Raw genomic sequence first — 15,248 nt, 5'->3', positions numbered from 1 at the left:
CAGGAAAAAAATCGTGGCATCAAACTAGGCGGTTTTCCCAACTTAGACAACTTTCCGCCCGCTAATTAATGACTTGCGCAGCAACATCACGAGTCTTTGAGAATCAACATCAAAGCCTCTTCGGCCAGTTGGTCCAGCGTCAGGCTGCCCTGGGGTCGAAACCAGGTGGTGGTCCAGGACAAGGCGCCGGTCAGGAAGCGCCGGGTGATGAACACGTCGCCCTTGATATAGCCGGCATCGCGGGCTTCGCCCAGCACCTGGAGCCAGATCTGCTCGTAGAGATCGCGCAAGGCCAGGACCTTGGCCTGCCCCTGCTCGGACAACGAGCGCCATTCATAGACCAGCACCGCCATGGCTTCACCGGTGCCGCCCATGATCGACTGCAGTTCACAACGGATCAACGCCAGCACCCGTTCACGCAGGCTGCCGGCTTCGGCCAGCGACGCACGCATCAGGGCCGTGTTGTAGACGATAGTCTCCTCCATCACCGCGCGCAGGATTTCGTCCTTGCTTTTGAAGTGATGGAACAGGCTGCCGGACTGGATGCCGATGGCACTGGCCAGGTCGCGCACCGTGGTGCGGTCGAAGCCCTGGCTGCGAAACAGGTGGGCCGCGGTCTGCAGCAATTTGCCGCGGGCGCTGTCCGGGTCGGTCAGTTGTCCGGCGCTGACCAGTTCGCGCATGACACGCTGGGCTTGTTGCTCGTTCACGGCATTTTCCTCATGACTCTACGGCGTCCCACCCTCGGCCCACCGCAGGAGGGAGGTTGCGCGCAATTTAAGCCTACAAGGACAGCCAAGCAAGCGCTTGGGGTGAACGGACCGGTGGGATTTACAAACCAAGCGCTTGCTTGGTAGTCTCGTCCAGGGATTTTCGGAGGCGGCTCTGATGAAGGCAAGGGTTCGTGTCGGTTGCGCCAGTGCGTTCTGGGGCGATACCAGCAGCGCGGCGGCGCAGTTGGTCGAAGGCGGGCGCCTGGACTACCTGGTGTTCGACTATCTGGCGGAAGTGACGATGTCGATCATGGCCGGGGCGCGGATGAAAGACCCCGGCGCCGGTTATGCGACGGACTTCGTCGAGGTCCTGCGGCCCTTGCTCGGCGAGATCGCCCGCCAGGAAATCCGTGTGATCAGCAATGCCGGCGGGGTCAATCCACAGGCTTGCGCCGCAGCCCTGCAAGCGGCCTGCAACGCCGCCGGAGTGCCGCTGAAGATCGCCGTGCTGCTGGGCGACGACCTGCAACCACAACTTCGGCAACTGGCCGCGAGCGACACTCACGAAATGTTCAACGGCACCGCGCTGCCCGCGCACTGTGTGTCGACCAACGCCTACCTCGGCGCGCCGGGCATCGCCCATGCACTAAGCCTGGGCGCGGATGTGGTGATCACCGGGCGGGTGGTCGACAGCGCGCTGGTCAGTGCCGCCCTGGTGCATGAATTCGGCTGGTCCTGGCAGGACTACGACAAGCTGGCCCAGGCCGCCCTCGCCGGGCATATCATCGAGTGCGGCGCGCAGTGCACCGGCGGCAACTTCACCGATTGGCGCGAGGTGCCGGACTACGAGCACATCGGTTTTCCCATTGTCGAGGTCAGCGCCGACAGCCACTTCGTTGTCAGCAAGCCTGAAGGTTCCGGCGGTCTGGTGACGCCGCTGACCGTGGGCGAGCAACTGCTCTACGAAATCGGCGATCCCAGGGCCTATCTGCTGCCGGATGTCATTTGCGATTTCACCCGGGTCCGGCTTGTGCAGCAGGCCGCCAATCGCGTCAGCGTCAGCGGCGCCAGGGGCTTGCCACCGACCGCGCAATACAAGGTCTGCGCCACCTATCCTGATGGATTCCGCTGTACCGCCAGCTGCCTGATGGCCGGGATTGACGCCGTGGCCAAGGCCCGCCGGGTCAGCCAGGCGATCCTCGACAAGACCAGTGAAATGCTCGGCGCCCGCGGCTGGCCGCCCTACAGCGAAGTCAGCAGCGAACTGCTCGGCAGCGAAGCCACCTACGGGCCCCATGGCCGCCGCCAGGACAGCCGCGAGGTGGTGATCAAGCTGGCGGTGCGTCATCCCGAGCGCCAGGCCCTGCTGCTGTTTTCCCGGGAGATCGCCCAGGCCGCCACCGGCATGGCCCCGGGGCTGAGCGGGATCCTCGGCGGACGCCCCACGGTATCCCCGCTGATCCGCCTGTTTTCCTTCCTGATCGATAAAGAGGCCTGCACATTGAGCGTGCATCTCGACGGCCAGGCGCATGCCGTCGCCCTGCCCGCCTCGAGCGCCATGCAAACCATTGCCGAAGACCTGCAACCGCCCAGGCCACAGGGCCGTGCCGAAGCCAATGTGCCCCTGGTGAAACTGGCGGTGGCGCGCTCTGGCGACAAGGGCAATCACAGCAATATCGGGGTCATGGCGCGGCACCCCGACTATCTGCCGTGGATCGCCGAGGCCTTGACCCCGGCGGTGGTGGTGGACTGGATGGGCCATGTCCTCGACCCCACCCATGGCCGTGTCGAACGCTGGTACCTGCCCGGCAGCCACAGCCTGAATTTTCTGCTGGAAAACGCCCTGGGCGGCGGCGGTATCGCCAGCTTGCGCATCGATCCCCAGGGCAAGGCCTTCGCCCAGCAACTGTTGGAAATCCAGATTCCCGTGCCACGACAGATTGCCGATCAACTGGCTTGAGGACTGTCACCGTGACCTGTGCATCCCTGTTCGATCAAGCACCCAGGAGAATCCCATGCCCGTGATCGAATCCCGGCTCGATGACCATGGCGAGGATTTCGCCCGTCATCGCCAGGCCATGCTCGCCGGCCTCGGGCAGATCCGCCAACTGGAACAGAACCTGCTGGACAAGGCCGAAAGCGCGCGGGAGAAATTCACCGGCCGGGGTCAGTTGCTGCCCCGGGAACGCCTGAACCTGCTGCTCGACCCCGGCGCGCCGTTTCTCGAACTGGCCAGCCTCGCCGGCTACAAGTTGCACGACGACAAGGATGGCAGCCTCGCCGGTGGCGGCCTGATTGCCGGTATCGGCCATGTCTGCGGCGTGCGCGTGCTGGTGGTAGTCAACAACAGCGCGATCAAGGGCGGGACCATTTCCCCCAGCGGCCTGAAAAAGACCCTGCGCCTGCAACAGATTGCCCTGGAAAACAAACTGCCGGTGATCACCCTGGCCGAAAGCGGCGGGGCCAACCTCAACTACGCGGCGGAGATTTTCGTCGAAGGCGCGCGCAGTTTCGCCAATCAAGCGCGGATGTCGGCAATGGGCCTGCCACAGATCACCGTGGTCCACGGCTCGGCGACGGCGGGCGGCGCCTATCAACCGGGGCTCTCGGATTATGTGGTGGTGGTCCGTGGCAAGGCCCGCTTGTTTCTCGCAGGTCCCCCATTGCTCAAGGCGGCCACCGGTGAAGTGGCGACCGACGAGGAACTCGGCGGCGCGCAGATGCATGCCCAGGTGGCCGGCACCGCCGAATACCTGGCGCAAAACGATGCCGACGGCGTGCGTATCGCCCGGGAAATCATCGCCCAACTGCCCTGGAACGACCGACTGCCGATCACAGCCGCCAGGACCTGGACCGAACCGCTCTACCCCATCGACGAGCTGCTCGGACTGATCCCCGACGACCCGAAAAAACCCTATGACGTGCGCGAGATCGTCGCCCGCCTGGCCGACGGCTCGAACTTCCTCGAATTCAAGGCCGAGTTCGACACCCAGACAATCTGCGGCCATCTGCAGATCCAGGGCCGGCCCTGCGGCCTGATCGGCAATAACGGCCCGATCACGCCCAAGGGCGCGAGCAAGGCGGCGCAGTTTATCCAGCTCTGCGACCAGAGCCGCACGCCCTTGGTGTTCCTGCATAACACCACCGGCTTCATGGTCGGCACCGAGGCCGAGCAACAGGGGGTGATCAAGCACGGGGCGAAGATGATCCAGGCGGTGGCCAACGCCCGGGTGCCGAAATTGACCCTGGTGGTCGGCGGTTCCTATGGCGCCGGCAACTACGCCATGTGCGGCCGCGGCCTGGACCCGCGTTTTATCTTCGCCTGGCCCGGCAGCCGTACGGCGGTGATGGGCGGCGCCCAGGCCGGCAAGGTGCTGCGCATCGTCACCGAGGCGCGGCAGCTCAAGGACGGCCTGGAGCCCGACACCAAGATGCTCGACGGGCTGGAACAGATGACCGCGCAGAAGCTCGACAGCCAGTCCACCGCGCTCTATGGCACGGCCAACCTGTGGGACGACGGCCTGATAGACCCTCGGGACAGTCGCACGCTGCTGGGTTATTTGCTGGATATCTGCCACGAAGCCGAGGTTCGTCAGCTACAACCCAATAGCTTTGGCGTGGCGCGGTTCTGATCAACGATCACGGAGAACAAGGAAATGATCTTCACCCAGGAACATGAAGCCCTGCGGCGCACCGTGCGCCAGTTCGTCGAACGCGATATCAACCCCCATGTCGACGAGTGGGAGAAAGCCGGACGCTTTCCCATTCATGAGATTTTCCGCAAGGCCGGCGAGCTGGGCCTGCTCGGTATCTCCAAGCCGCAAGCCTTCGGCGGCCTGGGCCTGGACTACAGCTATTCCATCGTCGCCGCCGAGGAGTTCGGCACCATTCATTGCGGCGGGATTCCCATGTCCATCGGCGTGCAGACCGATATGTGCACCCCGGCCCTGGCGCGCTTCGGTTCCGATGAACTGCGCGAGCAGTTCCTTATTCCGGCGATCCGTGGCGAACAGGTGGGTTGCATCGGCGTGTCCGAGGTCGGTGCCGGCTCCGATGTCGCCGGGCTCAAGACCCGCGCGCGCAAGGACGGCGACGACTATGTGATCGACGGCAGCAAGATGTGGATCACCAATTCGCCCTGCGCCGACTTCATGTGCCTGCTGGCCAATACCTCGGACGACAAGCCGCATCTGAACAAGTCGTTGATCATGGTGCCGATGGACAGTCCCGGGATCAGCCTTAGCCCGCACCTGGACAAGCTCGGCATGCGCAGTTCGGAAACCGCCCAGGTGTTTTTCGACAATGTGCGGGTGCCCCAGCGCAACCGCATCGGCCAGGAAGGCGCGGGTTTCATGATGCAGATGTTGCAGTTCCAGGAGGAACGGCTGTTCGGCGCGGCCAATATGATCAAGGGACTGGAGTATTGCGTCGACAGCACCCTGGCCTACTGCAAGGAGCGCCAGACCTTCGGCGCACCGCTGATCGACAACCAGGTCATTCACTTCCGCCTGGCGGAGCTGTCGACCGAGATTGAAGCGCTGCGGGCGCTGGTCTACCAGGCCACCGAGCAGTACATCAACGGGCAGGATGTGACCCGGTTGGCCTCCATGGCCAAGCTCAAGGCCGGGCGCCTGGGTCGCGAGGTCAGCGACAGTTGCCTGCAATATTGGGGCGGCATGGGCTTTATGTGGGACAACCCGGTGGCCCGGGCCTATCGCGATATGCGCCTGGTGTCGATTGGCGGCGGTGCCGACGAGATCATGCTGGGGATCATCTGCAAGTTGATGGGCAGCTTGCCGGGGAAAAAGCGGTGATTGCCCTGCCGGTGTGCCGGACCTTGCGCCTGGCTTTGGAAGGCGGCGTGCTGCGGATCACCCTTGCTCGTCCGGACAGCCGTAACGCGATGAACCGGCAGATGGTCGACGAGCTGCGCGCGACCCTCGCCGCCGTGCGCCTTGATCACAGCGTTCGCGTGCTGGTGTTGCGGGGCGCCGGCGGGCATTTCTGTGCCGGTGGCGATCTTCAGGATATGGCCCGGGCGCGGGACGCGGGTGTGGAGGCCTGCCGTGAGTTGAACCGGGCATTCGGTGCCTTGCTGGAGGAAACCCAGAGCGCCCCGCAGGTGGTGATCGCCGTGCTGCAAGGGGCGGTGCTGGGTGGCGGTTTGGGATTGGCTTGTGTCAGCGATATCGCCATCGCCCAGAGCAGCGCCGGCTTGGGCTTGCCGGAAACCAGCCTGGGGGTATTACCGGCGCAGATTGCGCCGTTCGTGGTAAGGCGGATCGGTTTGACCCAGGCACGGCGATTGGCACTGACTGCGGCACGGCTCGATGGGAATGAGGCCGGACGTTTGGGGCTGGTGCATTTTGTCGAGGCGGACGAGCAGGCCCTGGACACACGCCTGGAGACAGTGATCGTCCAGGTGCTGCGCTGCGCGCCGGGGGCGAATGCGCTGACCAAGGCGTTGTTGCTCGATGAGCAGCCGTTGGGGCCTTTGCTGGATCGGGCGGCCGAGTGGTTTGCACAGGCGGTGACCGGAGAGGAAGGGGCCGAGGGGACATTGGCCTTTGTGCAGAAACGGGCACCGCGTTGGCAGCCCTGAAAAGCTTCGCGGGCAAGCCCTGCTCCTACAGATCCGAGTCGAACACAAAACGAGAGTACGACACAAATTTGTAGGAGCAGGGCTTGCCAGCGAAGACGGCATCACTGGCAACACACAACCAAAGGATCTCCCCATGCCCGCCTTCCATAAAATCCTGATCGCCAACCGCGGTGAAATCGCCTGCCGGATCATCCTCGGCGCCCAGGCCCTGGGCTATCGCACCGTCGCCGTGTTCAGCGAAGCCGACACCCAGGCCCGTCATGTGCAACTGGCCGACGAAGCAGTCTGCATCGGCCCGCCCCCGGTCACCCAGTCCTACCTGAACAGCGCCGCCCTGCTCGACGCCGCCCGCAAGACCGGTGCCGATGCGCTCCACCCCGGCTACGGCCTGCTTTCGGAAAACGCCGCCTTCGCCCAGGCCTGCCTGGACGCCGGCCTGACTTTTATCGGCCCCAGCCCCACCGCCATCGCCCTGATGGGCAGCAAGCGCCTGTCGAAAATCGCCATGCTCGCCGCCGGCGTGCCGTGCATCGCCGGCTACCAGGGTGCGGAACAGGATGACGCGACCCTCGCCCGCGAAGCCGAACGCCTCGGTTATCCGTTGATGATCAAGGCCAGCGCCGGCGGCGGCGGACGCGGCATGCGCCTGGTGCAACGGACCGAGGAGTTGGCGCAACAGCTCCACTCCGCCCGCTCGGAAGCCCTGAACGCCTTCGGCAGCGACGAACTGATCCTGGAACAGGCGCTGGTCGAACCGCGCCATGTGGAAATCCAGCTGTTCGGCGACCAGCATGGCCAGCTGATCCATCTCGGCGAACGGGACTGCTCGATCCAGCGCCGTCACCAGAAGGTCATCGAGGAGGCGCCCTGCCCGGTGATGACCGCCGAACTGCGCCAGGCCATGGGCGAGGCGGCGCTGAAGGCCGGCCGCGCGGTGAACTATGTCGGTGCCGGCACCGTGGAATTCCTGCTGGATGCCAGCGGCCGGTTCTATTTCCTGGAAATGAACACCCGCTTGCAGGTCGAACACCCGGTCAGCGAAATGATCACCGGCCTGGACCTTGTGGCCTGGCAGATCAATGTCGCCGCCGGCCTGCCGCTGCCGCTGCGCCAGGAACAGGTCGAGTTCAAGGGCCATGCCATTGAAGTGCGCCTGTATGCGGAGGATCCGACCCGGGACTTCCTCCCGCAAACCGGACGGATCCTCGGCTGGGAACCGGCACCGATGGCGGGCGTACGGATCGATCACGGCCTGGTCGAGGGCGACGCCATCAGCCCGTTCTATGATCCACTGCTGGGCAAGCTGATCGCCCACGGCGCAACCCGCGAAGAAGCCCGGCGCAAATTGTTGCGGACGGTCGAGGATTGCGTGCTGCTGGGGATTGCCAGCAATCAGCGTCTGCTGGTGCGGTTGCTGAAACATCCGCGCTTTGTCGAAGGCCGATTCAGTACCGCCTTTATCGACGAACATTTCAGTGAACACCCAAGTTATGTCCCCTCGACGGTGGAGCTGGCCCTGGCCGCCGCGCTGTTCTATCGGCAGGCGGCTGACCGACATGCGCCCGGGCTGTCGGGCTGGAGCAACACCGCCAGCGTCCCGCGCCCCTGTCGACTGGCGCTGGAAGACAGCCACTTCGATCTGTTGCTCACCGATCGTCCCGGCGCGGCACTGCGGGTTCAACGAGCCGATGAGCGCGTCGAACTACGGATACTGGAGCGCGATGCACGCTGGGTACGGGTGCAGATCGACGGTGTGCTCCGGCGCTACGCCTACCGCCTTGACGGCGACCAGCTCTGGCTTTGCACCGGCCCCGGCAGCCTGCACCTGCGCGATCGTACCCACGCCCCCGTGCAAGCACCGGGCGCTATCGGCTCGGGCATACTGCAAGCACCGATGGACGGCGCCATCGTCCAGGTACTGGTCAGCGAAGGCAGCCCGGTCAGCAAAGGCCAGCTGCTGCTGGTGCTGGAGGCCATGAAAATGGAGCATCCGCTCAAGTCAGGAGTGGAGGGTGTGGTGCGGCGAGTACGGGTTATCCAGGGCGATCAGGTAAAAAACCGCCAGATCCTGCTGGAAGTCGAATAAGCCGCTAGGCGGATCAAGCGCCTTTGGCTACGCTTGAGTCCGACTAGGATGCTGTATTCGGAGCTTGAGATGCCCCACTGGCTGGTGATTGATCTGGAAGCCACGACGGATGATGGGGGCTGGCCGCTGGCCGAGATGGAAATCATCGAAATCGGCGCCACCCTGGTCAACCGTGAAGGCCGCGAGCTGGACCACTTCCAGCGTTTTGTCAGGCCCCTGCGCCGTCCCCTGCTGACCCTCTTCTGCCGCGAGCTGACCCATATCAGCCAGGCGCAGATCGACGGTGCGGCGCCACTGGGCGAGGTCTGGCCGCTGTTCGAGCGCTGGCTGGGCCAGCACCAGACGCGCTTGGAAGGCTGGGCCAGCTGGGGCGACTACGACCGTCGGCAGCTGGAACAGGACTGGCGACAGCTCGGGCTGTCGAGTGCCCTGGGCCAGGTGCCGCATATCAACCTCAAGCAGCGCTTCGCCAAGGCAAGGCGCCTGGAGCGGCCGCTGGGCCTGAACGGCGCCTTGCAACTGGCCGGACTGCAATTCAATGGCCAGCAGCACCGGGCACTGGAGGATGCACGCAATACCGCGCGCCTGCTGCCGTTGAGCCTGCCGAACTGAATACCCCTCTTCAACGCGTGACGAGGCAAAACGCCTTGGGCATACTGATCGGCCCAATTTTTCAGCTCATTTCGAGGAATCGCCCATGTTTAAAGTCAACGAGTACTTCGACGGCACCGTCAAGTCGATTGCCTTCGCACAAGCCGAAGGCGCCGCCACCATCGGCGTGATGGCCGCGGGCGAATACGAATTCGGCACCGCCCAGCGCGAGATCATGCACGTGATCTCCGGTTCCCTGACCGTCAAGCTGCCCGACAGCAGCACCTGGGAAACCTTCGAAACCGGCAGCCAGTTCAACGTACCGGCCAACAGCAAGTTCCAGCTGAAAGTCGCCGTGGACACCGCTTATCTGTGCGAATACCGCTGAGTCAGCAACGCTGACTGTCCCCAGCCCTTGAGAACATCCCGTCTGGCATTGTCCCGATGCCAGGTGGTCAAGGGCGAACCCTGGCCCGCCCCTTCTCGGTCAACCGATACTTCTGCGCAGGACTGCGCGGTGAGTCCGGGTCCGTCATCTCCACACACCCGGACACCAGCGCCGGTCCCAGATAAGTGCTGCGAAAGCTCGCGCGATGGTTCAGCTCAAGACGCGACATCTCGACTCTCGGGTCGCCAATCCGGCATCGCCTCATAGGCCGCAAAGGCGTTGCGCACTTCCTGGATTTCCCGCGGCAACCCCAGGACCTTCTTGCCATCGAGTACCGCCGTGACCTGCTCCAGGCTCAAGGTGTTGTTCTCGATGGCCAACGACGCCTGGATCGTCCGAATGCGATTGCCGCGACGCAGTTGTGGCGTGAGCTGTTCGTTGCGCACCGCCGACAACTGCCCCAGTTGCTCACTGATACCGACTACCAGCGAAAACATGCGGGGCGTCAAGGTCAAAGGCGGCTGATAGCAGGACATATCCTCATCCGGGATGGCTGGCGAAGGCCCGTCATAATGCCCGAACCCGGAAGTTCAAGCACATCACTCTTGCCCCACTGGCTCCCGCGCATTGAACTGCAACGCCGCCAGCCGCGCGTACAACGGGTTGCTCGCGATCAACTGGGAGTGGGTGCCGATCGCCACCAGCTTGCCCTGGTCCATCACCGCGATCCGGTCGGCGTTCTGTACCGTGGCCAGGCGGTGGGCGATCACCAGGGTGGTGCGGCCGTGCATCAGGCTTGGCAGCGCTTCCTGAATCAAGTGTTCGCTCTGGGCATCGAGGGCACTGGTGGCTTCGTCCAGCAACAGGATCGGCGCATCCACCAGCAATGCCCTGGCAATCGCCAGGCGTTGCCGTTGGCCGCCGGACAGCCCCAACCCACCATCCCCCAGGTGCGTGCGATAGCCCTCGGGCATTTGCTCGATAAATTCGTGGGCATGGGCGATACGTGCCGCCTCGCGGACCTGGGCGTCGCTGGCCGCCGGGTTGCCGTAGCGGATATTTTCCTCGACGCTGCCAAAGAACAGCGCCGGGCTTTGCGAAACCAGCGCAAAACAACGACGCAAGTCCTGCGGGTCCAGCTCGGTCAAGGGCTGACCGTCGAGCAGCAGGCGCCCCTGTTGTGGATCGTAGAAACGCAACAACAGGTCGAACACCGTGGATTTACCCGCCCCCGACGGCCCGACCAGGGCCAGGGTCTCTCCAGCCCTGACTGTCAGGTTCAGGCCATCGATGGCATGGCTATCCGGACGCGAGGGGTAGCTGAAGCGCAGATTCTCCAGCACCAGGTTGCCGCTGACCCGTTCGGCCAGCTTCACACCACCGCCGACCGGCGCGGTGATTTCATTGCTCGACTGCAACAGTTCGCCGATCCGCTCCCCGGCCCCGGCCGCCCGTTGCAACTCACCAATCACCTCGCTGAGGGTGCCGAAGGCGCTGCCGACGATCAGGCTGTAGAAGACAAAGGCCGCCAGTTCGCCGCCGGAAATTTTCCCGGCCATCACGTCCATGCCGCCGACCCAGAGCATCACCGCCACCGCGCCCAGCACCAGCACGATCACCAGGGTAATCAGCCAGGCCCGTTGCACGATGCGCTTGCGCGCCGTCTCGAAGGCCTGCTCGACGGTCACGGCAAAGCGCTGCTCGTCCTGCACCTGGTGGTTGTAGGCCTGCACGGTCTTGATCTGGCCGAGGGTTTCGCTGACATAGCTGCCGACATCGGCAATCCGATCCTGGCTCAGCCGCGACAGGCCACGCACCCGGCGACCAAAGATCAGGATCGGCACCAGCACCAGCGGCAAGGCGACCACCACTATGCTGGTCAGCTTGGGGTTGGTGATAAACAGCAACACCACCCCGCCAATCACCATCAGCGCATTGCGCAGGAACAGCGAGAGCGACGAGCCGATCACCGACTGCAACAGCGTGGTGTCGGCGGTCAGGCGTGACTGGATTTCCGAACTGCGGTTGTTCTCGTAGAACCCAGGGTGCAGGTAGATCAGGTGGTTGAACACCTGCCGACGAATATCCGCCACCACCCGCTCGCCAATCCAGGACACCAGGTAGAACCGCGCGAAAGTGCCCACCGCCAGGCCCAGGACCAGCAACATGAACAAGCCGATGGACTGGTTGAGCAACTGCGGTGACTGGGTCATGAACCCCTTGTCCACCAGCAGGCGAATACCCTGGCCCATGGACAGGGTGATGGCGGCGGTGACGATCAGCGCCACCAGGGCGCCGGCCGCCTGCCAGCGATAAGGGGCGACAAAACGACTGGCCAGGCGAATGGCGCGGCGATGGCGTGCAGAGAGCATGGGCAAGGAATCCGTTGGGCGACGAAGACAGAGCCTACACCGAACAGGGAAGGAACTTATGCAAAACGCAATCAATCGGATTAATTATGACCGTGCATGCTAATCCCTAGAAAGTATTGGTCTAAAGCCTCTCTGGCGGTGACGGGCGGTTTCTGCTGCACTGGTGCCGTGGCCCTGCTTGTAGCCTGTTGTCACAGGCTGGTCATGCGACGCTTATAATCTCTAGTTGAACCTGATGACGAAACCTGAGCGAGGAGACAGGCCATGGATTTGCAAAACAGCAGCAACAACCAGATTCCGGTGATTCGTCCCTGCCCGCAGAAATTGGGCTGCGCGATTATCGACGCACAGGGCCGTGAAGTGCCGATCACCGAAGAAATGATCCAGGACGCCTGCCGCGAACTGGAACAGCGCTTGGTCAAGCCTGCTGAGCAAGACTGACAGCCCTAACTCCCCCTTGACCCGGCCTCGCTGCCGGGTTTTTTATGCCTGCGTCTACAACAGGACAGCCCCCAGGGCCAACACCAGCTTGCGCAGCACTTCGTCGTCGCCGTTGATCTTCACCGGCAAGCCTTCGATTTCCCGGCGCTCGGGATAGTGTTTGCGCAGCAGGTCGAACGCGACCTTCTGCTCGGCCACGTTGCCGGTCAGGCTGCGGCGGAAATCCGCATCGTCACGTCGTGGGTCATAGACCCCGCGACAGATCATCGCCATGGCCCAGGCCGGGTCGCTACCGGCATTGAGGGTGACCTGCGCCAGCCAGGGCTTGGGCAACAGTTCATCGAGACCGACCGTGGGAGCCTGGTCGAGAAAGGCGCAGAACGCCTGGTAGATCTGCGCGGTACCGCGTTGCTTGCCGTCGAGGCTATACCCGGCGATATGCGGCGAGCCCAGTACGCACAAGTCGGCCAGGGCGACATCCACTTGCGGCTCGGCCTCCCAGACGTCCAGCACCGCCTGCAGGTCGTCGCGGGCCAGCAACACTTCGCGCAGCGCGGCGTTATCCACCACCGGACCGCGCGCGGCGTTGATCAGCCAGGTACCGGGCTTGAGCTGCTCCAGGCGCCGGCGATCGAGCAGATGCCAGGTGGGTTGCTCGCCCGTGCGGGTCAAGGGCGTGTGCAGGCTGATTACATCGCACTGCTCGATGATCTGCTCCAGGCTGACATAATCGCCGCCTCCAGCCGCCTGCCGCGGCGGGTCGCAGACCAGGACGTTCCAGCCCAGCCCGCGCAGGACCTTGATCAGCCGCCCGCCGACTTCACCCGCGCCGACCACCCCATAGGTGCGCGCGGTAAGGTCCGCGCCCTCGATTTCCGCCAGGGTCAGCAGGCTGCCCAGCACATAGTCGACCACTCCACGAGCATTGCAGCCGGGAGCGCTGGACCAGTGAATGCCGGCCTGTTCGAAGTAGTCGAGGTCCAGGTGATCGGTGCCGATGGTGCAGGTGCCGACGAAGCGCACCGGGCTGCCTTCAAGCAACTCGCGGCTGACCGGGGTCACCGAACGCACCAGCAACACATCCGCCTCGGCCACCGCCGCCCGGTCGATGCTGCGGCCCGGCAAGCGACGGATCTCGCCAAAACCGGCAAAGAAGGCATCGATCAGGGGAATATTTTCGTCGGCAACAATCAGCATGGCAGGCTCCTTGGGCAAGGGCGCAGTGTAGGCGCAGTCAGCGTCCGAGGGCCAGCCAAGCGTCAAGCCTCCTGTCCCTGGCGGAACTTCGACCTTACAAATGAGCTACAACCGGCGATTACCTGACTCCTGCGTCAACAGGTAGAATCGGCGGCTTTTCGCGTCATGCCTGGATACATCATCGGTGAACAGCCTCACTGCAACATCTGACACCCCGCCTCTGAGTCGCCCGGCCCGGGTCCGCCTGGAACTGCGTAACCTGCTGGGCCTGGCCCTGCCGATCATCATTGCCCAACTGGCGCATACCGCCATGGGCTTCGTCGACGCGGTGATGGCCGGCCGGGTCAGCCCACGCGACCTGGCAGCGGTGGCGCTGGGTAACTCGATCTGGGTGCCGGTGTTCCTGCTGATGACCGGCATCCTGCTGGCGACCACCCCCAAGGTCGCCCAGCGCCATGGCGCCGGAACCCCGGCCGAGATCGGCCCGCTGGTGCGCCAGGCCCTGTGGCTGGCGCTGGTGGTAGGCCTGGCGGCGGGCGTGATCCTCTACAACGCCGAGCCGGTCCTGCATTTGATGAAGGTCGACCCGGAACTGATCGGCCCGTGCATGGACTACCTGCGCGGCATCGGTACCGGCCTGCCGACGGTGGCGCTCTATCACGTGCTGCGCTGCTGCAGCGACGGCATGGGCCGCACCCGGCCGAGCATGGTCCTGGGCCTCTGCGGGCTGGCGCTGAATATTCCGCTGAACTACGTGTTCATCTATGGGCACTTCGGCGTGCCGGCCATGGGCGGACCGGGCTGCGGCTGGGCCACGGCCATCGTGATGTGGTGCATGCTGTTCGGCATGGCCGGCTGGGTGCGCTGGGCCAAGGTCTATCGGCCGAGCCAGGTGTTCAGCCATTTCGAGTGGCCGCAGTGGGCGGTGATCAAGCGTTTGCTGAATATCGGCCTGCCCATCGGCATCGCGGTATTCGCCGAGGCCAGCATCTTCTCGGTGATCGCCCTGTTGATCGGCAGCCTCGGCGCCACGGTGGTGGCCGGGCATCAGATTGCCCTGAACATCAGCTCGCTGGTATTTATGGTCCCCTACTCCCTGAGCATGGCCATCACCGTACGGGTCGGCCAGGCCCTGGGCCGCGAACAGCCCCGTGAAGCGCGCTTTACCGCTGGGGTTGGAGTGGCCACGGCGCTGGCTTATGGCTGTTTGTCGGCGAGCCTGATGCTGCTGTTTCGCGAACACCTGGCGACCCTCTACACCAACGATCCGCGGGTGATCCAGGTGGCAACCATGCTGATCGTGTATTCGGCGCTGTTCCAGATCTCGGATGTGATCCAGGTCACGGCGGCCGGGGCCTTGCGCGGTTACCAGGACACCCGGGTGACCATGATCCTGACGTTGTTCGCCTATTGGGGCATCGGTTTGCCGGTGGGCTACGCCCTCGGCTTGACCGACTGGCTGGGTGCGCCGAGTGGCCCGAGCGGGCTGTGGCAGGGTTTGATCGTGGGATTGTCGTGCGCGGCGGTGATGCTCTCGATCCGCCTGGTACGCAGCGCGCGCAGGCGGATCCGGATGAGCCGCTCGACTGCCTAGTCGAGCTTCTTGCGAATCCAGTACAGGTAGGTACCGGCCTCTTCGCGCTGCTCCACCAGTTCATGGTCGAGAAACACGCAGAACTTGGGGATATCGCGACGGGTCGACGGATCGGTGGCGATCACCTTGAGCAGCCCCCCCGGCGCCAGGTCGCGGATATGCTGGTGCAACATCATCACCGGCTCCGGGCAATTGAGCCCGGTGGCGTCGAGGGTGCCGTCAACGGCGGGGTCGTGGGGTTGGGTCATGCTTCACTCCTGAAAC

13 protein-coding genes and 1 pseudogene are annotated in these 15,248 nt (G+C 64.1%); 9 read left to right on the top strand and 5 right to left on the bottom strand.

Annotated features, from left to right (window positions below; genetic code table 11):
• Positions 1–86 precede the first annotated feature (86 nt).
• Complete coding sequence (locus M5C71_RS09495; RefSeq protein ID WP_103499698.1) at positions 87–710, bottom strand: TetR/AcrR family transcriptional regulator; 624 nt, start codon at positions 708–710, stop codon at positions 87–89.
• Positions 711–888: 178 nt separating this feature from the next.
• On the opposite strand from M5C71_RS09495, the gene M5C71_RS09490 reads away from it, so the two are divergent.
• The 7 genes from M5C71_RS09490 to M5C71_RS09460 all read left to right on the top strand — a co-directional run bounded on the left by M5C71_RS09490 (position 889) and on the right by M5C71_RS09460 (position 9,380).
• A complete protein-coding gene (locus M5C71_RS09490; RefSeq protein WP_248767693.1) occupies positions 889–2,673 on the top strand; it encodes an acyclic terpene utilization AtuA family protein in 1,785 nt (594 codons plus the stop codon).
• Between the two features lie 55 nt (positions 2,674–2,728).
• The gene (atuC, locus tag M5C71_RS09485) at positions 2,729–4,345 is read left to right on the top strand and encodes a geranyl-CoA carboxylase subunit beta (RefSeq protein WP_103499696.1); all 1,617 of its coding nucleotides are present in this window, start codon (positions 2,729–2,731) and stop codon (positions 4,343–4,345) included.
• A 24-nt stretch (positions 4,346–4,369) separates the two neighbouring features.
• Positions 4,370–5,527, top strand: coding sequence for a citronellyl-CoA dehydrogenase (gene atuD / locus M5C71_RS09480; protein WP_103499695.1), 1,158 nt, complete (start codon positions 4,370–4,372; stop codon positions 5,525–5,527).
• Complete coding sequence (locus M5C71_RS09475) at positions 5,524–6,315, top strand: enoyl-CoA hydratase-related protein (protein WP_103499694.1); 792 nt, start codon at positions 5,524–5,526, stop codon at positions 6,313–6,315. The genes atuD and M5C71_RS09475 overlap by 4 nt, the downstream gene beginning before the upstream one ends.
• A gap of 133 nt (positions 6,316–6,448) precedes the next feature.
• Positions 6,449–8,401, top strand: a complete 1,953-nt coding sequence (locus tag M5C71_RS09470) for an acetyl/propionyl/methylcrotonyl-CoA carboxylase subunit alpha (RefSeq protein WP_248767692.1) — start codon at positions 6,449–6,451, stop codon at positions 8,399–8,401.
• Positions 8,402–8,470: 69 nt separating this feature from the next.
• On the top strand, positions 8,471–9,013 hold the full coding sequence (locus M5C71_RS09465; protein ID WP_103499702.1) for an exonuclease domain-containing protein: 543 nt from the start codon (positions 8,471–8,473) through the stop codon (positions 9,011–9,013).
• 85 nt (positions 9,014–9,098) lie between these two features.
• On the top strand, positions 9,099–9,380 hold the full coding sequence (locus M5C71_RS09460) for a pyrimidine/purine nucleoside phosphorylase (protein ID WP_100940553.1): 282 nt from the start codon (positions 9,099–9,101) through the stop codon (positions 9,378–9,380).
• Positions 9,381–9,610: 230 nt separating this feature from the next.
• Here M5C71_RS09460 and M5C71_RS09455 read toward each other — a convergent pair.
• Positions 9,611–9,916 (bottom strand): annotated as a pseudogene (locus M5C71_RS09455) (Fic family protein); the annotation flags it as partial.
• Positions 9,917–9,979: 63 nt separating this feature from the next.
• The gene (locus M5C71_RS09450; RefSeq protein ID WP_248767691.1) at positions 9,980–11,758 is read right to left on the bottom strand and encodes an ABC transporter transmembrane domain-containing protein; all 1,779 of its coding nucleotides are present in this window, start codon (positions 11,756–11,758) and stop codon (positions 9,980–9,982) included.
• Between the two features lie 258 nt (positions 11,759–12,016).
• On the opposite strand from M5C71_RS09450, the gene M5C71_RS09445 reads away from it, so the two are divergent.
• Entirely contained in the window at positions 12,017–12,193 is a 177-nt protein-coding gene (locus M5C71_RS09445; RefSeq protein ID WP_177103040.1) for a PA1571 family protein, read from the top strand.
• A 54-nt stretch (positions 12,194–12,247) separates the two neighbouring features.
• Here M5C71_RS09445 and pdxB read toward each other — a convergent pair whose 3' ends face one another.
• A complete protein-coding gene (gene pdxB / locus M5C71_RS09440; protein ID WP_103499691.1) occupies positions 12,248–13,390 on the bottom strand; it encodes a 4-phosphoerythronate dehydrogenase PdxB in 1,143 nt (380 codons plus the stop codon).
• A 184-nt stretch (positions 13,391–13,574) separates the two neighbouring features.
• On the opposite strand from pdxB, the gene M5C71_RS09435 reads away from it, so the two are divergent.
• The gene (locus M5C71_RS09435; protein ID WP_103499690.1) at positions 13,575–14,984 is read left to right on the top strand and encodes an MATE family efflux transporter; all 1,410 of its coding nucleotides are present in this window, start codon (positions 13,575–13,577) and stop codon (positions 14,982–14,984) included.
• Here the strand turns inward: M5C71_RS09435 and tusA are convergent.
• Positions 14,981–15,232, bottom strand: coding sequence for a sulfurtransferase TusA (gene tusA, locus M5C71_RS09430; RefSeq protein WP_103499689.1), 252 nt, complete (start codon positions 15,230–15,232; stop codon positions 14,981–14,983). The genes M5C71_RS09435 and tusA overlap by 4 nt on opposite strands.
• Positions 15,233–15,248: the final 16 nt, after the last annotated feature.

The sequence above is a fragment of the Pseudomonas sp. MWU12-2345 genome (assembly GCF_023242385.1).
Taxonomy (GTDB): domain Bacteria; phylum Pseudomonadota; class Gammaproteobacteria; order Pseudomonadales; family Pseudomonadaceae; genus Aquipseudomonas; species Aquipseudomonas gingeri_D.
The sequence above is the reverse complement of the archived record's forward strand: the minus strand, read 5'-3'. Positions and strand labels throughout refer to the sequence as shown.